The sequence below is a fragment of the Planococcus sp. 107-1 genome (assembly GCF_021513255.1).
Taxonomy (GTDB): Bacteria; Bacillota; Bacilli; order Bacillales_A; family Planococcaceae; genus Planococcus.
On sequence record NZ_CP090977.1, the window covers coordinates 1,780,944 to 1,799,932 of the forward strand.

Genomic DNA, 18,989 nt, shown 5'->3' on the forward strand with positions numbered 1-18,989 from the left:
ATTTTTTTCAAAATGCAATGAAAGTTAAAAGATTAATCAGCTCAAAATATTTTATATCGTTTTCATCAAAAGTCCTTACACTATTAAAGAGCCGACAATCAGTTACAATATAACTTAGAGTGACCCAATAAAATGAGACAAGGAAAAAGCACCCCCAACGTCGTATGTAATACCAACGACAAACTGGAGGTGTTTTTCTGTATGGGTTCAAAAAAGCGATTCTATCCGGAGGAAATCAAACTAGAGGTCATTGAGATGAAATTGAGTGGGGACTACACCAACGCCGAGATCATGGAGATTCACCAAATTAAAAGTGTGACGCAAATTAAGAGGTGGATGCAGTGGTACCAGAAAGACGAGCTCCATCGGCTCGCACAAGGTGTGGGGAAACAATACGCTTATGAGAAGAAGTTGAGTGAGGTGGAGGAACTGAGGAAAAAGGTGCTGTATTACGAAATCAAAGAAGAACTGATGGGAAAGTACCAGGAACTGGAAAGGGGGTGGAGCCGCCCCTCTTCCTAAAACTGGTGGAATTGTTCAAAGAGAAATATTCCATCACGATGATTTGTAAATGCATGGGCGTCCCTCGCCCTACTTATTACCGGTGGCGCCAGAAGAAATTCGGCAAAACGGAATTGGAGAAAGAGATTATCGCAATCTGTGAACAGCTGAAATTCCGGGCAGGTCACCGGACGGTGAAAGGGTTGTTAAAAAATGCCGGCATCCTTGTCGATCGGAAGACGGTGCAGCGCATCATGCAGAAATACAACAGCCAGTGCCGGGTGAAACCCAAGCGAGCGAAGCAGATGACCGGTGAGACGCACTTGGTGGTGCCGAACCTGTTGGAACAGAATTTCAAAGCGGATGCCCCCGATCAAAAATGGGTGACGGATATTACGTATCTCCCCTTCGGGGAAAGCATGCTTTACTTGTCGACCATTCTGGACTTGTATAACAACGAAGTGATTGCTTACAAAGTCAGTGACACTCAGAATGCCCAGCTCGTGTTGGATACCCTGGAGATTGCTTGCCGGAAACGGAACACCGCCGGAATCATTCTGCACAGTGACCAAGGGGCTCAGTACACATCACGTGCATTTCAACTGATGACAAAAGAAAACGGCATTATCACCAGCATGTCCCGCAAAGGAAACTGCTTTGATAACGCCGTCATCGAATCCTTCCACTCCTCGCTAAAGTCGGAAGAATTCTACACCCTGGAAAGGGTGCACCTAACCAATGCCATTGTACAACAAAAAACAGAAGATTACATGTATTACTACAACTACATCCGACCGTTCCAAAAATTAAACTGCCATTCCCCGATTGAGTATCGGACAATGGCAGCCTAGGTGCTTTTTCTATTATCTCAAATTACCGGGTCAGTTCAGATTGTGTGCCTCAGCTCTTTATTGCGTTCATTAACACTTCCGATAAGTATCATTATTTAAAGAAAAAGCACCAAATCTCTTAAAAAGAAAAACTCGGTGCCTCTTCTTATTTTTTTAGCAATCTCGAATTTCTTTATTCAACCTCTTGCTCTGTACTTTTCACTTCGGACTCTCTATCCAGTGAACTTTTAAGAATCGTATTTAAAAAAGAAATTTCTTCTTTGAGTTGTGATTTCACGTATTCATTCGCACACTGTTGATACTCCCGATTCAGTTTATACAGTTCATATTGAAAGACTATTTTTTCTTCATTTGTGATCATTTATTGCACCTCAAAGAATTTCATTTACATCATTCAACTTTATACGGCCATTTATTTTGACAGCACAAGATGAAACGAGCAAAAACCTGCTAATAAGCAAAAATACTTATATCAACAATAAAAGTATGGAATAACCAACAATACCTAAGCAGAAAGAAGCGAAACTGCTTTCTCTATCTTCCGGCAGCTCCTCCTTCAGAACATTCAAAATTACGCCTCCTGCAAGCAATGCGGTTAAGAAAGAAACAATCAGCTCATTAACTTCTGTTGTTATTCCAATGCCCCATCCTATTAAGATGGCAATCGCCAAAAGCCATCTGCCATATTTGTCATAGTCGCCTTTATGAGTTTCGCGGAGACCTTTATCGTTCGTGATAAAGTGGACGCCCATTGCTATGAAGAAGAAAACCATGTCCCAAGCATTCTCATATTCTTCGCGTACAAGCAAATAGCCAATAAGTGCATTGTAGAGTGTGAATGATCCGATATGGACCCAGAAAACGCCGTCTTTCGGTTCGCTCACTTTATGTTCCTTATGCCTCCGTTTCGAGGATTTGACCATCTGTTCCAATCCATAAAAGAGAACGAGGCCAAACATTGCCACGACATAGATATGGCTTTCTAGAAATCCCCATCCGGAATTTTTGATTTCCCCATGAAGCTCTTCTTGAAATACACCGAGCTCAGGCAGCAAATGCAAGAAAACATAGGCAACCGATATTCCACCTGCAATAGAAAGAAAGCGACTGCGTGGAACTGTTTTTAAGAACTTCATTTTCTTTGAGAAAATATGGAGAAGCAATAAGCCGATAACCAATATAAAACTGAGCCATGTCATGTCCGTCACCTCCTTTTAACAAAAATAAGCAGATCAGACAACCTTTCTCATCTGAATGGCCACTTGGTATCTATTTATGATTGCTGTAACCGTTTTTCACTCAGCTCGTTTCCTACTCCTCTTCTTAATATTCTTTCTTCCTACTTAAAACCATATAATCTTCCTTCTGTAATAGCAAACAATCTGATAACTTATTCTATTCAACAGACGCAAACTTCACCAAATATGGATATGTTTATAAATCTAAAGTAATTCTTTTATATGTGTATCGGTAAGAAAAACATATCTGAATAAAAAAGAGAAGAAGCTTTTCTTGGCTTCCTCCCTTCCGATAACTCATTGATATGTAACCTTAAAAAGACTTTAAGTTAACTTTCTTAGATAAATCTAGAGTGTCTAAATAAAATTCAAACTTCGGCTGCCTTAAGAATCGATTAGAAACTAATCTCCATTTAAGTAGTACAGCAGCTATTATGGCCATTGTTTTTACTGTCTTTTTAATTCATCAATCTGGTTTTTTAACTGTAGCTTGATTTTCATTCTGGTTTTCCCTCTTTTTTTCATCTGTAAGATGGAAAAGCCTTTAATTTCTCGGGTGTTTTTCAGATGTGTACCACCACAAGCTTGTTCATCGATCATTTCAATTTCCACCGTCCGGATTTCACTCAATGAAGGCGGCAGCAAACTGACGGTTGTTTTAATGATGCCTGCTCTTTTTTCTGCTTCGTCTCTGCTAATCGTGTCTATTTTTACATCATGCGGAGTTTCTAAGAGCTTGTTAACCGCTTCTTCGATTTTCTCCGCAGTTATTTCTCCCGGCAGTTCAGATGGAAACGTAAGTTCTAACCGGGCGTAGTCTTTTTCTATTTGGCTGCTGGTGGCAAGTGCAGCAAACTGGCTAAACATATAACCAGAAAGAACATGAAGCAAGGTATGATACTGCATGTTCTGGTAGCGTTTAGCCCAATCAATTTGTAATTCTACCGGTATTTCCAAGCTTTTCAGCGGGTGATCTACTTCGTGCAGTATCTGTCCATCGACCTTTTTCACGTCTATCACGTTATAGGTTTCCCCGCTTGAAGAATAACGCCTCCATCGCTTGGCTGGCCACCTCCTCCGGGATAAAAAATGGTTTGATCAAAGCAATAAAACCGTTGTTCTTTTACGTCGATCACTTTTGCTGTGCAGGTTTTTTTGTAACTGTCCTCTAAGAAGATTGCTTTATTCACCTTATTCCCTCCGTTTCAGAGAGTTAATATCGTTTACTAATGAATCGACATGTTCCGCTTTAGTGGACCAGCTGGTACAGAATCTGACAACGCTTTCTGATTCGTTCACTTTTTCCCACGTATGGAACGAGTACTTCTTGCTCAACTCTTCGATGTAATCGTTTCTCATAATAGGGAATTGCTGGTTGGTTTTCGAATTGTATTTAAATTTAAATGCATTGTGTTCAAACGCTTTTCGTATGGTCATTGCCGCATCAATCGCGTGCTTAGACAGCTCCTGATACAAACCATCTTCAAACAGCGTCTCAAATTGGATACCCAGCAGTCTTCCTTTTGCCAATAGCCCGCCCCGTTGCTTGATCAGATACCGAAAATCTTTCTTCAAGGCTGGGTTGGTAATGACGACAGCCTCTCCGAACAAAGCACCAATTTTCGTTCCGCCAATGTAGAACACGTCGCAAAGCTTTGCTATATCGGCTAGTGGTAAGTCATTATCCTCTGAAGCCAATCCATACCCCAATCGTGCACCGTCTATCATGAGGGTTAAGTTGCATTCGAGACAAGTTGTTCTCAGCTCTTCTAATTCTGATTTACTGTAGGTGGTCCCAAATTCTGTCGGATTGGAAATATAAACCAAAGCAGGTTGTACAATATGCTCATGGGTCGCATCGTTCCAGTGCTCTTCATACACCCTTCTAACTTGATCGGCTTGGATTTTTCCATCTTCGCTCGGCAACGGAAGTATTTTATGGCCCGTCGCCTCGATGGCACCTGTCTCATGGACCGCAATGTGGCCAGAATGTGCTGAAACAACCCCTTGGTGAGGGCGCAAGACAGAAGCAATGATGGTGGTATTCGTTTGCGTACCCCCTACTAAGAAATGGATATCCGCTTCTGGCGCATTGCAAGCCTTCCGGATAAGATTTCTGGCGGATTCGCAAAAACGATCCATGCCGTAGCCTGGGCTTTGTTCCTCATTTGTTTCAAACAAACGCTTTAATATTTGCGGATGCGCACCTTCTGCATAGTCATTGTCAAATCTAATCATTTACTTCTTCTCCAATCGGCTTAATTTTTCCTGGATGGTCCGCATGGCTGCATGAACCTCAGCGATGTCTTTTTCTGAAAGCCTATCCAGCAATCGGACGACTTGTTCATCTGATTTTTGGTCTATTTCTTCAAATAGTGAGGTGCCTTCAGCTGTCAGGCGGATTAAATTGGTCCGTCCGTCTTCAGAGGAATTTTCTTTTGTTACGAGTCCATCTTTCTCTAATTTCTTCAAGGTCCTGCTCATATAACTCCGATCCATATTTAATTGGGCAACCAGGTAGCTGGCCGTACACTGACCGGCAAAACCGATATCAAGCAGCACCCGTGCTTCTGTAAACGAATAATGCGTTCCCAGCGCATTTTGATTTAGCAGATCCAAGACATTCGTATAAAAACGGTTGAATTCACGGATTTCTTTTATTTTAGTGTTCATGACGATCTCCTTTTAGTGGACTAAGTCCATTAAATATTAGAGGTGCTAGTGGACTTTGTCAACAATGTGGAGCGAATAAAATAAAATGCTTTTGTATCGTCATTAAGAATCTTTTCTGGTTAGAGATATAAAGCATGTAAAAGACGAAAAAATCTTTCGTAAAAGTACACTTAAATAAACCAAAAAGGATAGAAACTGCTCTTATCAGCTTCTATCCTTCCTATATTCCCTCATATGTAAACTGGAAGTACTTTTTCACTTTTTCGGACTGCATAGGAACGTTATACTCTAGCAGCCTAGGAAGGAGAGTACAGGTAGTGAATGGGCGGATAATCCATTCGCCGGAGGAGCGAAACGTCCTACCGTATTTGTATAATGAATATTTTCTGACAGTCTGTCCGCCACGGTTTTTAAAAACTCATCTCCAATATGATGACCGAGGAATCATTGATGAACTTAAATCGACCCAAATTCAGAAAAAGGACATTTTGTTTCGAATTGCAACAGGGGTTCCACAAGCAAACAGCAAGTGCTCAATCAGTTGGTTGAAGCAACTGTGCCAGTGGAAGAGCGCAGAGGCACCAACGGTTCTCCTGCTTTAATCGTTGATTCGATCACTTTTACTTTATCCCTTATATAAGGGGTGATGAGATTTGAAAGTTCTTGATATGTTTTTTCACATAATCGGAAGCAAAACCGGAGAACGACATAACAGCAGTTATCACCGTTTTCCATCCAGAGCTTTCGGTTCCGCGAACCTGCTACTTCGTCCTTCATCCCCTTGCAACAAAGACAAGCTACCTGCTATATATTTAACGGAAAACTCCTTTCACAGTATCTTCAATGAGAATATAACCATTGACGATAATCACATTTTTAGGGAACGTCTTCCATCTGGCCATTGTAACGGCCAGCCACTTGGGCAGGTTTCTTTTCCATATCCAGATCTCCTGAAGACATTATAACCGTCAGTTTCGGAGCAGGCTCATACCGGCAGTTCTTAGTCATTATAAAAGAACATTAATAGTAAAAAAGACCCCTAGTAGAGAACCTGCTGGAAACGATTTTTCGTTGTATATATGTTACGCTAAATATAATTTGTTAAAGACGGAGATTATATTGAGCTGCTAGTCTATGGAAAGAACGCACTGCAGATGTCAAACAAACAAGCAGAAGCCTCTATACTTTCATCATTACCTGGAAAGCGGAAAACGCTTCCCAGGTAAAATTACAAAGGAGAATTTACATGCTGAAAAAAGAATGGCCGAAGCATTCCATCTTGGCAATCGCCATTATTGCAACTTGGCTTAAAACATATATTGTCTATAAAACAAGTTTTTCAATTACAATCGATAATCCTCTTCAGGAATTAATCCTTTTTTTAAGTCCTTTGAGTTTGCTGTTATTCTTGTACGGACTATCCCTATTCTTCAAAAGTGAGAAAAACCGTAACCGTTATTTAATCATTGCTACTCTTCTTACTTCCATTGTGTTGTACGCAAATGTGGCTTTCTATCGGTTTTTCACCGACTTTATCACGCTGCCTGTCCTCTTTCAAACAGATAACTTTGGGGACCTTGGTGCGAGTACAGCTGCAAGCATTTACATGACGGATATTCTTTACTTCGTAGATGTGTTTGTTTTGCTGCTTGCCATCAAATTTATTCGAGTAAAAGCGCATGCCCCTGAATCCGCCGTTGTTCAGCGCAAAATTTATTTCATTTTATCCGCCGCCGTTCTTTTTTTGAATTTGGGATTAGCGGAAGCAGAACGGCCTCAACTCCTGACGCGCAGCTTTGATCGGGAAATGCTAGTGAAGAACTTGGGGATGTACAATTATCATCTTTACGACCTCTATATCCAGTCTCGATCCCAGGCACAACGGACATTTGCTGATAGCTCGGATCTCGTAGAGGTTAATAACTATGTACGCGCCAATCAAGTTGATGCATCGGAAGAAATGGCTGGACTTGCTGAAGGGAAAAATTTGATTGTAGTCGCTTTGGAGTCTATGCAATCTTTTCCGATCAACAGTAAAATGAACGGCCAAACCATTACACCGTTTTTGAATGAATTGACTGAAGACGAAGATACCATCTATTTCCCTAACTTCTATCATCAAACGGGGCTTGGGAAAACATCAGATTCTGAATTTCTGTTGGAAACGTCCTTATATCCGCGAAGTAGGGGTGCTGTTTTCTTCACTCATAGTGGAAATACATTCAATTCCATGGCTGAAAAACTGGGAAACCAAGGATATTCCACTAATATTCAGCACGCCAATACGAAAAGTTTCTGGAATCGGGATATGATGTATGAGTCACTGAATATTGATAAATTCCTTGATTTGCAGAGTTTTACGGTAGAGGAAGGCCAAGCCGTCAACTGGGGGTTGAAAGATATTCCGTTTTTTGAACAATCCGTTTCGCATATGGCTGAAATGCCGGAACCCTTTTATAGCCGGCTAATCACCTTAACTAATCATTACCCCTTCACATTGGATGAAGAAGATAAGATGATGGACGAATTCGATTCGAATTCAGGAACGCTGAACCGTTATTTCCAGACAGTCCGTTATTTGGATGAGGCTGTTAAGTCTTTGTTCGATGAATTGAAAGAAAAGGGTCTGTATGAAAACTCCGTTATCGTTATGTATGGGGATCATTATGGCATTTCAGAAAATCACAATGAAGCCATGGCTCAGTATTTGGGCAAGGAAATTACGCCATATGAATCTGCGCAGCTACAGCGAGTGCCGTTTTTCGTTCACATTCCGGGTTCTGGAAAAGGTGGCGTGAACGAAGAAATTGGTGGACAAATTGATATGCGGCCGACCATTCTTAATATGATGGGACTGGACACCTCTAAAGATATGCAATTCGGCAGCGATTTATTTTCCGAAGAACGCGACGAGTTTGTCATCTTCCGTGATGGCCGATTTGTAACCGACCAATATGTTTTCGCCGGTAATGTTTGTTATGAAAATGAAACTGGCGAAGAAGTTGATAAACTGTTGTGCGAGCCCTATATCGAACAAGCTCTTACCGAGCTGCAGTATTCAGAATCGATTGTTACTGGGGATTTGTTGCGGTTTTATAATAAAAAAACCGGAAAGGTGTTGCTTCCTGATTGATAAAGTAAATTCAAAAAGGACAGATGTGCTGTAACCAGCCACCTGTCCTTTTTCCCTGCTCTGTCTTTCGCTTTTTATGTGTCATAGTAAAGGTTATTCGACTGCTTAAATCTGCATGGAAATTAGTTTACTAATTGGACGGATAGCGGGAAGGTTACCGAAGCTTACTTCTTACGAAACTGTTCTTCATATTTATTGTAATAAAATAACACGTCCTCCACATACTCATTACTGTGATTGTAAGTAGAAATAGCCCGCTCTAGCTCCCCTTGTGAAGCTCCGCTTTGGGATAAATAGTTTGCTGCGCTGTATAAGGCATCTGTTAAATTGTATGGATCCGCAATTCCGTCTTTATTGCCATCCACACCGTAACCTCCATACTTTTGAATCGCAACGGGATCCGTTTTTTCACTTTCTTCGATTTCCCCTTTCCCAAGCCCCGTACAGGTTGGATGACTCCAGCCAACAAATGTGCACGGCATAAATTGCAAATGCCCTTCCGCACCTGCTGGGGACAAAAGAGGACTCATGGCAGAGAACTTTGTTTCAACGCGGTGATGCGCAGCCAGTAAGGTCCATGGGATATCGTAAGCGTTCGCAGCTTCTTGATAAAGAGGAATATAGTCCTCCGGCACTTCCGGTTCAAACATCTGTTGAGCAAACTTCTTCAAAGGACTTTCGTTCGCTGTTCCGGAAACTAGGATCAATGCAAAGATTACGAGTATAGATAAGACAGCAGTAACCGACCAAAAAGCAACGAACCGCCTATTTGCGCCGGCTCGCTTTCTTTTCCTGATTTCCGTTTTCATATTTTTCACACCTGACATCAATATTTCTGTTAGTCTATTCCAGCCTCAAGAAAAATCTTTTTTCCCGTTTTCTCCTTTGCATCAATTCTTCAAAAGACCGAGCAGCATAATGTTTTAAGAATTCCCCTTGCATTAACCCGGTTGGATTTGCTCCATATAGCTTACAATATCCTGTTCAGACATTTCGCCGGTAACGATTTTTACGATTTTCTCTTCTGGATTGACCAGAATCGTAGTAGGAAGGGGGCGAATGTTGTAAGCTTCCATAACACTTTTACTTTTGTCGATGACAATTGGGAACGTTAAATTTCGCTGTTCGGCATATTGTCTCGCTTCATAATCCGACTGGGCAATGTTGACAGCCAGTATCTGCACACCTTGGTCCTTGTATACTTGATACTGTTTGTCCATAGCAGTTTAGTTTTCTCAGCTGCTGTCACATGGATATTAATTGAATTAATTTCATAATTCCGAGCCCTTGCGGCTCTAAGGAGTTACAGGAACTCGAAAGACTTCGTAGCGAACAGGAATTGATCGTTGACATCGGATGGCCAATTCATCAGTGCATAATCGTAAAACCCACTGAATTCGATACTTCAGCGGGTTTGGGATTATGGCTGCAAGTAGTTCTCTGAATTCAAAATCATGGATTCAAAGAACAGAGAAGGCGAAGTTTCATTCCATTCGATGGAATTTAGGTCTGCTGTCCGTACTGTTATAAAGCCATAGCTCAATTGTGTACGAGGGTCATCGGTCAACGGAAGTTTAACAAATGGTCCTTGGGGCGTCAACCAGTTTAACTGAGCCTGAGGGTTTTCAAGCGAAAATGTGATCCACTCATCTTCCGCTTTTTCCGTTTCGAACAGCGGTTCTTGCGTGGCCATCATCCAGGTTTGACTCTGATGTTTTGGCGGCAGCCAGTAATTTTTAGCTAAAACGCCTTCCTCTAAAGTGAATTCAGGGATTTCGTGGCGAAGTTCCTGTACCCAGTCGCCAGTTTCCAGCTGCAGGTTACGTGAAACGAAGACATTCCCCTGCAGAATTTCTGTATTTCCTCTAGTAAAGACGCCATAAGGATTTGTCGTCGGATCCGGGCCGTAGATTTCCTCGTCCAAGCTTGCTGCAGTTTCCGGGTTCCAGGACTTGAAGTCGGCCTCAGCCAGATTTTTGACATTCAAGGATAGCGCGTATGGAATCCATCCGGTATTTTTAATTTCTTCGAAAATGAGCGATGCACCGTTTTCAAGTGTCCGTTCGACAAGTGTGTAAGTTCCGACATTCAAGCCAAGCAAAGACATGTCATAGACAGCTGTCCTATCGCTGCCTTTTTCAGTAGCTGCTGGTTCGCTTAAATTGATGAACATAGGCTTTTCAATCGCCAACGTCACTTCTTTGTTCGAATAAACCTCGACTTCGTTTTTCAAAAACATGACGGCTGTAAAAATGATCAGCAACATGAAAAATATGACCAATAATAAAATGATGAACTTTCTGAACACGTTTCCCACCTCGGTTTTCTGCGCTATGTCAGTCTAAATCTAGAAAAGGGTTTTTATTTACGCGTACGAGTGCAAGCCGGCAATAATCAGATTGACGACAATCAAATTAAACATGATAATCGCGAAGCCAATTACCCCAAGCCACGCTGATTTCTCTCCTTTCCAACCTTTTCCAAGGCGCAAATGAAGGTAGGCCGCATAGAACAGCCACGTAATCAATGCCCATACTTCTTTCGGGTCCCAGCCCCAAAAACGGGACCAGGTGATTTGGGCCCAGATCATAGCGAAAACGAGTGCCCCTAACGTGAATATCGGAAATCCAATGATGATAGCTCGGTAATTTATTTCGTCCATCAATTGGGAACTGACATTTTTCAACATTGGCTGAATGAGCTGGGAGATTCGCCGGCGGGTAACCAAACGAATCAATACATACAAAACAGTGCCGACTAACAACGACCATGTAATAGTCGTCAGTTTTGTAGCGTCAATTACCGCAGGAGTTTCTATGAACGGGGTCAGGGCATCCTCGGTCAATGGAACAGATTCATTCATCCCAAAAATAGGCGGCATGTAATAGATGACGGCTGCTTCTTTCCCATCCTTATTTATATACTGAAAACCGGCTTCATAATTCGTCAAGTTAAAGTAGGAACTGGAAATGATAAAACCTAGAACCAGTACCAGTGTATACAGAATGGCTTCTAGCCAAAACCGCTGCTTCGATTTTTTAGTCAAATCTACGATTTTCAGCAAGTATACCAAGCCGGCTGCTGCACTTATCGCCAGTATCCCTTCCGCAATGACCACCGTGCTGACATGAATCGCCAGCCAGTTCGTTTGGAGCGCGGGAATCAATGGACTGATTTCATTCGGAAACATACTGGCATACGCAATGATCAGCAAAGCCACCGGCAGGACAATCATACCCAGCACCGGTGTCTTATAGAGGAAGTAGATCAGAATAAATCCTCCCACTAGCGTCATGCCAAAAGCGGTCGTGAATTCAAACATATTACTCAGCGGGGCATGTCCAGATACAGCCCATCGGGTAAAAAAGTAACCCACATTCGCAAGAAACCCAAAAATAGCAATGGCAATGGCCACTTTCCCCCATCGCTGTTCCGAGTCGAATGATCCTTGTTTGTTCCCTTTTACGGCTCCCCCAAATACAAATGTGGCAATCAGGTACGCAAAGAAAGCGATGTACAGTAAATTCGAGCTGATAGTGGTCAATGTCATGATTTCAGTTCCCCTTCCTTTTCTGTGTCTTCCTGCTGGTCGCTATAAGCAGGGAGTGATGCATATACAGAAATTTGTTCGAGGTCTTTCTTCAAGCCGAACCAGTTTTTGTTGGTGTGTCCAGCAAGGAGGATGTCGCCGCTGTCGGTCTGCTGCAACCAAAAACGTCGGTGGTTAAAGTACATCCCCTGTGCTACCCCTATCATAAAAATCAAGCCTCCGAGACCCAGGATTGGCAGGGTTTTGTCTTTACGGACTGTCAAACCTGAAACGTTACGCATCTCAGCGCTTTGAAAAGCTAATTTATATTGATTGGTTCCGAAAGGCTCAATGGTATTTTGAATGGTAATGAAACTGGTTTCCCCTTCCGGTGTTGCCGGTGTGGTCATCTCCACAAGAAAACCAGGGTTGTCCGGCAACGGACTGGCCGTTTGCGGTTCCCCGTTTTCAAATCCGGAGAAATTCGGGTAATAACCGAGCAGCTCTACTGTCGATCCATTCTTTAACTCATACTTTTTATCGGGATCAATCAAATCAATAGTCAACTCACCCAGCGATTCCTCCGTTTCTTGGTCTGTCAGCGTGAACGTCATTGTTTTTAGTTCATTCAATTTGTAATCCATCTGATACATGGCATAGCCATCAAATTTTAGCGGTTGGTTTACACGGATAGAGTACTCTTTGACAACTTCCAAGTTATCAGTTGCCCCTGGCAAACTGTCTTTTGGCGCCTGATACAGCACGATATCTGTCTGGTAGTTTTTCGCAACCGTTCCCACACGGCCGAGGGCTTCACCGAATCTGGCTTCTTCGCCTTCACCCGTATACGTTTCCAATGCGAACTTCACATTTTCTAAGGAATACCCGGGCACTTCTGGAATAGCCCGTGTTTCCCCTTCCCGAATCCATAGTGTTTCATCGACATAAAACCCCGGAATCATTCGCAGCATGACGCCGGCGAGGAAAATGATCAAACCGATATGATTGACGTACGGGCCCCATCTGGAAAAACGCCCTTTTTCTGCCAAAAGCCCGTTTTTATCCGTTCGGACCTTGTACTTTAATTCCTTCAATTTAGCTTCGACTTTTTGCAGCGTATCTTCTGCTCCTGGACCCTCGGCATAGATGCGCTGCTTGTCCATAAAGCTTGGATGGCGCAGTACCCGTTGATTTTTCAACGATTTATAAAGTGGAACAAAACGGTCTAAGCTGGCAATCACCAACGATATCGCCAGCATCCCGACTAATGCGATAAACCAGTAGGAACTGTATAAGTCGTGAAAACCGAGAAAATGATAGACACGGCCAACGCTGCCATAAGTATCGGCATAATAAGCTTTGATAGTCGCTTCTGTATTTGCTGGAACAAAAGCTTGCTGCGGCAGGATTGTGCCGATGGCCGCTGCAACCAGCAGGATGACAATAATACTGACGCCCACTTTCACGCTTGAAAAGAAGTTCCAGATTTTGTCGATGATGGATCTGTTATAGGTTTGTGAACGTCTAGCCGTTCCTTCATAGCGCATATCCACCAATTTGCTGTTTTGTTCTTTATCAGTCAAAGACCGTCCGCACGATTCGCAAAGCTTCGTACCCAGCGGATTGCTATGACCACATTGGCACCGTAAGTTTTCCATCCTCAAAATCTCCTTATTCAGGTTTGATTTCTTCCATGTAGCTGACAATATCCTCTTCAGACATCTCTCCGGTAATGATCTTCGTTATCTTTCCTTCAGGATTAACCAGGAGCGTAGTAGGAAGAGGGCGAATGTTATAAGCTTCCATCACGCTTTTATCCTTATCGATGACAATCGGGAACGTCAAATTCCGCTGTTCGGCATATTGCCTCACTTCATAATCCGACTGGGCAATGTTGACGGCCAGTATCTGCACACCCTGGTCCTTATACACTTGATACTGTTTTTCCATCAGCGGAAATTCTTTTTCGCATGGTTTGCACCAAGTGCCCCAGAAGTTCACGAACACCCCTTGCCCTTTATAATCAGACAGCTGATGCCGTTCCCCGTCCAAATCAGTCAACGTAAAGTCGGGTGCCGCATCTCCAACCTGCAGCAATTCACTTTTCTCCTTTGTTACCCCGTTGTAAATGGTGAAGGCAATAGCTCCTGCCATGACAAGCAAAATACTTGTCCTCATCACCAAGCGATTCTTCTTTTTCTTCTTTTTAGTAGCCATGCAGTGTCACGCCCTTTCTAGATGCTTGAAATCCGGTCTATTAAAATCCAGTGAATCCACCCGTAAACTGCGAAAGGAAATTGATAATTTCAGTCATCATGTCAAAGTAGAGTAAAACACCCATTAGGATCATCAGTGCCCCGCCAACTGACATGAAAAGAGCACTTCTTTTCTTCAAGAAACTCATTTTCTCAATAAATAACGACATCAGGAGAAAGGGAATCGAAAATCCGAGGACATAAAACAGCATGTAGAGAAGGCCCCTGTCCGGATCCGCTACGCCGAGCGCAATAACGCCCGCCAGTATGGGACCGGTACACGGCGTCCATCCAGCTGCGAAACCGATGCCAATCAGGACAGAACCGGCATATCCGGAAGGCCTTTTCTGAAATTGGATTTTCTTATCCGAAAGCAAAAAATCAAATTTTAAAACGCCTGTTAAAACTAAACCGAAAAATACCATGAGAATGGCGCCCAGTTGTCGTAAAAGGACTTGATATTCCAAGAAAAAGTTCCCAATAAGCGAAGTTGATAAGCCCAACGCTAAAAAAATGATGGAAAACCCGATTAAGAATAAAACCGTGTGAATTAAAGCGGTGCTCCTCATCATTCCCTTTCCTGCTTTTAAATCATTGACTGAAACTCCGGTAATATAGGATAGAAAAGCCGGGTATAAAGGAAGGGAACAAGGAGAAATGAACGATAAAAGTCCTGCGCCGAACGCAAGGAATAAACTAACCTCTGCCATGTGGACACCTCCCTGCGTATTAATTGTGCCTATCGTTTCATATTGAGTTGGATAGGAATTGATGATGGTGCTGAAACGTATGCTCTCTCCTATTTTCTACCGAAACTTGCATGTAAACAGATTAATCAGACGCTTAAATTCCGTCCGTTGCTGACTGATTTATATAGTAGGGACCAAAATAAGATTTTGAAAGTAGATATGCCCCTTGAAACACGGTTACGATGACAACAATCATATGCAAGGAGGAAGCCCATTCTTGGAGTCCTGAGATTTGCGTTAAGTAGCCTGTTACCCCATTTAAAACTAGGAGTGCGAAAAATGAAACCGACTCTTTAACAAGTACACAGCGACGGATGGACCAGAACATCAAATACGCTGCGCTAATCAGAATGATTGCATTACTTATTCCATGAACGCTGTAAATGAATTGTGAGAGGGAAGCCGAACTTATCAGTAATTCGTTGACAGCGATGTCGTGCAAGATTTTGCTGGCTCCACTGTGTTTGAAGAAAGCCCCTACAATGATTTCCAGGAAAAACAGACTGAACGCCCAAAACGCCGGCGTAATAAGTATGCGATAGTGGCTGTTTTCCGCCTGGGCTTTTTCATTTGAGCGGATACGAGTGCGCTGTAACGCTGTTGCTAAAAAAACGGTGCTCATTAACAGAAACAGACTGATGGTCACGTCGATTGTGGTAAAACCGGGTGGTGTCCCCCACATTACATTCAGCGCGCCAACCAGTGACTGGACTAACAGTAGGACCATGGTGAGCAGCGCCCATACTTTAATTGAAGATTCGTTTGGATATTTTCTTTTCCACACAAATATAAAATTAAGCAGAATTACAAATCCTAATAAACTAGTAAATACGCGATGGGAATATTCAATCAGTATTTTATATTGTGTAAAATCAGGAATAATTTTTCCATTGCATATCGGCCAATCTGTTCCACAAGCATCTCCAGCATTTGTTGCCACAACTAAATTTCCTAAAACCAGAGCGAATACGGTCATGTAAGCCGTATATAAAGCAAAACGGTGTCTCATGTCGCTCCTCCAAGCAGTAAATTGTCCTTTTCCTGCCTCCCCTCTCCCATTAATTCCGTAATGTTATTTTTTCTTAATTAGTTTGGCCAATCGCTCTTGTACATCTTCATCATTTAGAGAAACAATTATTGAAAACGAACGAAGATCAAGCATTTGGTTTTTTTAATGCCAGTATCAGCATAGCAGTCGTAATCAGTACAAACGCAATCAGAGCCAAAAATGGAATGGTAATGAATCCCATCCAGTTGATATACTCCGCACTGCACGGAACGCCGTTGACACAAGGTTTGATCCCTCCGAATCCCGGGACCTTCTGTTCCAAATAATGCAGGACAGAGATGCTTCCTCCTAAAAGAGACAGAGGCAAAACATATTGAGGTGCCTTCAAATCATTTTTGAATGTGGCAATTCCTAAAATCAGGACCAGTGGATACATGGAAATCCGTTGATACCAACAAAGTTCACATGGTATAAAACCTTCAATTTCACTAAAGTACAGACTGCCAAGCATCGCGATCAGCGAGACAAACCATGCCCCGTAAAGCAACAGGCTACTTATTCGAGATTCCGTCTTTGTTTCTTCCATTATTCTTCACCCGCCAATTCCTGCTCGATTAAGGCTTTTATTGCGTCGTAATCGAACGGATCTTCAGGTTGTTGGCCATTGACGACAATGGTGGGCGTTTGGGAAACGCCTGCTTCTTCCACCAATGCCTCATCTGTTTCAAGTTCCTCTTGCTGTGCAACTTGTTCCATGTCTTCCTGTAGCTGTATTTGGTCAATAGAAGGAAACTCTGACGCCACTTCCAGGATTTTTTCCGGCGTGATCCAGGCGGTATCATGGTCTTCGGCCGGTTGGTCCGCAAATAGCGCTTTATGGAAGTCCCAGTACGATTCGGGATTGCGCTGGAAAACCGATTCTGCAGCCAAAGAACCTAAAATCGATTCATTTCCGTGGAAGAAGACGTTGATGTAAGCAAACTCCACTTCTCCTGTATTGACATAGTCTTCAACCAATTGGGGATAAATCGTTTCTCCCCATGCTTTACACGATGGACACTTGAAGTCACCGAATTCTACAACATTCACAGGCGCATCATTTTCTCCAAGAGTTGGCTGGCCGCTTATATCAATCTGCGCTGTTTTCACAGCCGGTGCTTGTTGCTGATTCGTTAAAACCACAATGACGGCCAGAACCCCAACTACTAAAATAGTTGCCAGGACCATCCATTTCATCCCGGATCGGTGATTCTTCTTATTTTTCTTTTCCATATTCAACCTCTTTCCTGTATTGGTTTGTTTATTGAATGCTTGTCATTAATCCCACATAGAACGATAAAATACAGAACAGCCCCATCAGCAGCGAAATATAGGCAGGCACTTTCTGCTTAAAGCAGAAAACAACGAGACCGCCAAAGGTAGCTCCCAGCAGTAAAAATAAAAGACCCGGCAGATTTAATTCAAATTGCAGGTGCATGGCAGGGTCAATCGGACCGGTATGGAAATAAACAAAAAGCTTCGATGCGCCATTCCCTCTCAAGAAAGATTCAATGGAATGAGGAGGCTCTTGCTGGCCCAATACCCCTGTTGCAGCAAAAACAAGAAGTAGCACCAGGCTTTCCGCTTTTGTCCACGGTATTGGATTGGTCTCCTCTCCGCGTTGCAGCTTCCGCCTGATCAGGATGCCGTTAATGAAAGCAAACAGCAAAACAGGAATAACCGTCAAATGTTTCAGTAAAATCGCTTGGCCGTAAGGCATCATCCAAGCATCTTGGTAGTCTGCCACATCAACGGCCAAGGTCATGATGAAAATTCCGGATCCAATGATAACCGCAAGGCAACTGATTGCGACGGGTGTAAACCACTTTAGAAACGCCAGCCAATTCTGAGATCCAATGGAAAACCAGCTGACTATAAGTAAGATTCCCACCCAAACAGTCACTGCCGTAAAGTGCAGTGTATGAAAAACGAAACCACTCCAGTCCGTCAAAGAAGCAGAATGGCTTCCCCAGCCTAAGGCCATCAGCAGAGTAAAGGTGAAAGCTAGGGAGATTCCGATGAATACCTTGCTTTTAAAAACAGGAACGATCGAAACAAAAAGATAGAAAAAGAGCGACACCCAAACGGTTAGCGACCAAGCCTGCCCCACCTCGAATTCCCCAATGACATTTTGGATAGTCAGCATGAGTCCGATGTCTTCGTATAAAAACAAAACCAACCGAATGACGGGGGCCGCTGACAAGAGAGTAATTCCTAAAATGGAAATTTGTAGAACACGTTTGCTAATTTTTAAATCGGGCTTCCGATGCTCTGGAACCAAATGGATCAGCAAAGAGCCCATCAAGAGCGAAAAGCAAAGATAGAGCAGTGTCTCAGTCGTGTAAATCCAAATCATTTAGTTCTCCCTTCTCTTCGCTGCCCACATCAATGTTCCCACGGCAATTACCGCCAAAACCATTAGCACAATCACCATCACGTATGGTGCGTTGGAGGATTCTTCTTGATCCGTTTGCTGTTCTTCAAGCAGAGGCGCTGTTTCTTGCTCCGGATCTTCAGAGACAGGATCCGCTGTCTCCTCATTCTCTTCCGCAGGAACCGTTTCTTCCTCGGTCTTCACTGTAAAGGCATACGTTCCTTCAATCGGATGCCCATCGGCTCCAATGATTTTCCAGTTGACGGTATATTCCCCATCTGCCATGGCAGCCCCTAGTGTTCCAATCATTTTTTGATCTTCTATCGTAACTCCAAAAGGAATTTCCTCTCCTTCAGCATTTTCTACTGTAAAAGAGCTCGCTTCCTCCAGGCTCGTATTGAATTCCAGCACAATTTCCCGAGGTTCCTCGGCCACTGTTTCTCCGTCAACGGGTGAACTCTCTTCCAGTGCTGTGTGGGCGGAAACGACAGCAGACGACAGCAATAAAATAAATAGGGTTAGCAACAGAATTTTCTTCATTTTCGTACTCCCTTCTCTAATAATTACGTACTCAACAAAAACTTAATGGATATTCATTCAATGTTTCCAGTGTTTTTTACACCTTATTCATTTTAACA

19 protein-coding genes and 2 pseudogenes are annotated in these 18,989 nt (G+C 42.9%); 2 read left to right on the forward strand and 19 right to left on the reverse strand.

Features of this window, described 5'->3' with window-relative positions; genetic code table 11:
• Positions 1-201 precede the first annotated feature (201 nt).
• Positions 202-1,352 (forward strand): IS3 family transposase gene (locus tag L0M13_RS09405; RefSeq protein ID WP_235196253.1). Its coding sequence is split into 2 segments (ribosomal slippage): positions 202-475 and positions 475-1,352, totalling 1,152 coding nucleotides; the frame shifts between segments, so codons are not numbered across the junction.
• A 467-nt stretch (positions 1,353-1,819) separates the two neighbouring features.
• Here the strand turns inward: L0M13_RS09405 and L0M13_RS09410 are convergent.
• The 7 genes and pseudogenes from L0M13_RS09410 to L0M13_RS18720 all read right to left on the reverse strand — a co-directional run.
• Positions 1,820-2,551 carry a ZIP family metal transporter gene (locus tag L0M13_RS09410; RefSeq protein WP_235196254.1) on the reverse strand — a complete coding sequence of 244 codons (732 nt, stop codon included), beginning with the start codon at positions 2,549-2,551 and terminating at the stop codon, positions 1,820-1,822.
• A gap of 486 nt (positions 2,552-3,037) precedes the next feature.
• Entirely contained in the window at positions 3,038-3,610 is a 573-nt protein-coding gene (locus L0M13_RS09415; protein WP_235196255.1) for an alanyl-tRNA editing protein, read from the reverse strand.
• Positions 3,607-3,780 (reverse strand): hypothetical protein, encoded by a 174-nt coding sequence (locus tag L0M13_RS09420; RefSeq protein WP_235196256.1) that lies wholly within the window; start codon positions 3,778-3,780, stop codon positions 3,607-3,609. Before L0M13_RS09420 ends, L0M13_RS09415 begins: the two co-directional genes overlap by 4 nt.
• A gap of 1 nt (position 3,781) precedes the next feature.
• On the reverse strand, positions 3,782-4,828 hold the full coding sequence (locus L0M13_RS09425) for a threonine aldolase family protein (RefSeq protein ID WP_235196257.1): 1,047 nt from the start codon (positions 4,826-4,828) through the stop codon (positions 3,782-3,784).
• Positions 4,829-5,263, reverse strand: coding sequence for a MarR family winged helix-turn-helix transcriptional regulator (locus tag L0M13_RS09430; protein WP_235196258.1), 435 nt, complete (start codon positions 5,261-5,263; stop codon positions 4,829-4,831).
• Positions 5,264-5,551: 288 nt separating this feature from the next.
• Positions 5,552-5,668 carry a hypothetical protein gene (locus L0M13_RS09435; RefSeq protein WP_235196259.1) on the reverse strand — a complete coding sequence of 39 codons (117 nt, stop codon included), beginning with the start codon at positions 5,666-5,668 and terminating at the stop codon, positions 5,552-5,554.
• A 132-nt stretch (positions 5,669-5,800) separates the two neighbouring features.
• Positions 5,801-6,046 (reverse strand): annotated as a pseudogene (locus L0M13_RS18720) (DUF6431 domain-containing protein); the annotation flags it as partial.
• A 463-nt stretch (positions 6,047-6,509) separates the two neighbouring features.
• Here L0M13_RS18720 and L0M13_RS09440 point away from each other — a divergent pair.
• Complete coding sequence (locus L0M13_RS09440) at positions 6,510-8,396, forward strand: LTA synthase family protein (protein WP_235196260.1); 1,887 nt, start codon at positions 6,510-6,512, stop codon at positions 8,394-8,396.
• Positions 8,397-8,560: 164 nt separating this feature from the next.
• Here L0M13_RS09440 and L0M13_RS09445 read toward each other — a convergent pair whose 3' ends face one another.
• The 12 genes and pseudogenes from L0M13_RS09445 to L0M13_RS09500 form a co-directional block, all read right to left on the reverse strand.
• Positions 8,561-9,205: a lytic transglycosylase domain-containing protein gene (locus L0M13_RS09445; protein ID WP_235196261.1), complete on the reverse strand. Its 645-nt coding sequence runs from the start codon at positions 9,203-9,205 to the stop codon at positions 8,561-8,563.
• A gap of 132 nt (positions 9,206-9,337) precedes the next feature.
• Positions 9,338-9,619, reverse strand: a pseudogene (locus tag L0M13_RS09450) (redoxin domain-containing protein); the annotation flags it as partial.
• Positions 9,620-9,816: 197 nt separating this feature from the next.
• Entirely contained in the window at positions 9,817-10,704 is an 888-nt protein-coding gene (locus L0M13_RS09455) for a hypothetical protein (protein WP_235196262.1), read from the reverse strand.
• Between the two features lie 57 nt (positions 10,705-10,761).
• Positions 10,762-11,946, reverse strand: a complete 1,185-nt coding sequence (gene ccsB / locus L0M13_RS09460) for a c-type cytochrome biogenesis protein CcsB (RefSeq protein WP_311195545.1) — start codon at positions 11,944-11,946, stop codon at positions 10,762-10,764.
• Positions 11,943-13,583, reverse strand: coding sequence for a cytochrome c biogenesis protein ResB (locus L0M13_RS09465; RefSeq protein ID WP_235196263.1), 1,641 nt, complete (start codon positions 13,581-13,583; stop codon positions 11,943-11,945). The genes ccsB and L0M13_RS09465 overlap by 4 nt, the downstream gene beginning before the upstream one ends.
• Before the next feature lie 13 nt (positions 13,584-13,596).
• A complete protein-coding gene (gene resA / locus L0M13_RS09470; RefSeq protein ID WP_235196264.1) occupies positions 13,597-14,142 on the reverse strand; it encodes a thiol-disulfide oxidoreductase ResA in 546 nt (181 codons plus the stop codon).
• 40 nt (positions 14,143-14,182) lie between these two features.
• On the reverse strand, positions 14,183-14,890 hold the full coding sequence (locus L0M13_RS09475; protein ID WP_235196265.1) for a cytochrome c biogenesis CcdA family protein: 708 nt from the start codon (positions 14,888-14,890) through the stop codon (positions 14,183-14,185).
• 133 nt (positions 14,891-15,023) lie between these two features.
• Positions 15,024-15,938: a COX15/CtaA family protein gene (locus L0M13_RS09480; RefSeq protein WP_235196266.1), complete on the reverse strand. Its 915-nt coding sequence runs from the start codon at positions 15,936-15,938 to the stop codon at positions 15,024-15,026.
• Positions 15,939-16,083: 145 nt separating this feature from the next.
• Positions 16,084-16,524: a disulfide oxidoreductase gene (locus L0M13_RS09485; RefSeq protein ID WP_235196267.1), complete on the reverse strand. Its 441-nt coding sequence runs from the start codon at positions 16,522-16,524 to the stop codon at positions 16,084-16,086.
• Positions 16,524-17,210, reverse strand: a complete 687-nt coding sequence (locus L0M13_RS09490; RefSeq protein WP_235196268.1) for a DsbA family protein — start codon at positions 17,208-17,210, stop codon at positions 16,524-16,526. Before L0M13_RS09490 ends, L0M13_RS09485 begins: the two co-directional genes overlap by 1 nt.
• 28 nt (positions 17,211-17,238) lie before the next feature.
• Entirely contained in the window at positions 17,239-18,279 is a 1,041-nt protein-coding gene (locus L0M13_RS09495; RefSeq protein ID WP_235199297.1) for a copper resistance D family protein, read from the reverse strand.
• 54 nt (positions 18,280-18,333) lie between these two features.
• Positions 18,334-18,891, reverse strand: a complete 558-nt coding sequence (locus L0M13_RS09500; RefSeq protein ID WP_235196270.1) for a copper resistance CopC family protein — start codon at positions 18,889-18,891, stop codon at positions 18,334-18,336.
• Positions 18,892-18,989: the final 98 nt, after the last annotated feature.

Excerpts from the sequence above, each read along its gene's own strand:
- L0M13_RS09410 (WP_235196254.1), bottom strand. The coding sequence starts at position 2,551 with ATGACATGGCTCAGTTTTATATTGGTTATCGGCTTATTGCTTCTCCAT.
- L0M13_RS09425 (WP_235196257.1), bottom strand. The coding sequence starts at position 4,828 with ATGATTAGATTTGACAATGACTATGCAGAAGGTGCGCATCCGCAAATA.
- L0M13_RS09430 (WP_235196258.1), bottom strand. The coding sequence starts at position 5,263 with ATGAACACTAAAATAAAAGAAATCCGTGAATTCAACCGTTTTTATACG.
- L0M13_RS09440 (WP_235196260.1), top strand. The coding sequence starts at position 6,510 with ATGCTGAAAAAAGAATGGCCGAAGCATTCCATCTTGGCAATCGCCATT.
- L0M13_RS09445 (WP_235196261.1), bottom strand. The coding sequence starts at position 9,205 with ATGAAAACGGAAATCAGGAAAAGAAAGCGAGCCGGCGCAAATAGGCGG.
- ccsB (WP_311195545.1), bottom strand. The coding sequence starts at position 11,946 with ATGACATTGACCACTATCAGCTCGAATTTACTGTACATCGCTTTCTTT.
- L0M13_RS09465 (WP_235196263.1), bottom strand. The coding sequence starts at position 13,583 with ATGGAAAACTTACGGTGCCAATGTGGTCATAGCAATCCGCTGGGTACG.
- resA (WP_235196264.1), bottom strand. The coding sequence starts at position 14,142 with ATGGCTACTAAAAAGAAGAAAAAGAAGAATCGCTTGGTGATGAGGACA.
- L0M13_RS09475 (WP_235196265.1), bottom strand. The coding sequence starts at position 14,890 with ATGGCAGAGGTTAGTTTATTCCTTGCGTTCGGCGCAGGACTTTTATCG.
- L0M13_RS09480 (WP_235196266.1), bottom strand. The coding sequence starts at position 15,938 with ATGAGACACCGTTTTGCTTTATATACGGCTTACATGACCGTATTCGCT.
- L0M13_RS09485 (WP_235196267.1), bottom strand. The coding sequence starts at position 16,524 with ATGGAAGAAACAAAGACGGAATCTCGAATAAGTAGCCTGTTGCTTTAC.
- L0M13_RS09490 (WP_235196268.1), bottom strand. The coding sequence starts at position 17,210 with ATGGAAAAGAAAAATAAGAAGAATCACCGATCCGGGATGAAATGGATG.
- L0M13_RS09495 (WP_235199297.1), bottom strand. The coding sequence starts at position 18,279 with ATGGGCTCTTTGCTGATCCATTTGGTTCCAGAGCATCGGAAGCCCGAT.
- L0M13_RS09500 (WP_235196270.1), bottom strand. The coding sequence starts at position 18,891 with ATGAAGAAAATTCTGTTGCTAACCCTATTTATTTTATTGCTGTCGTCT.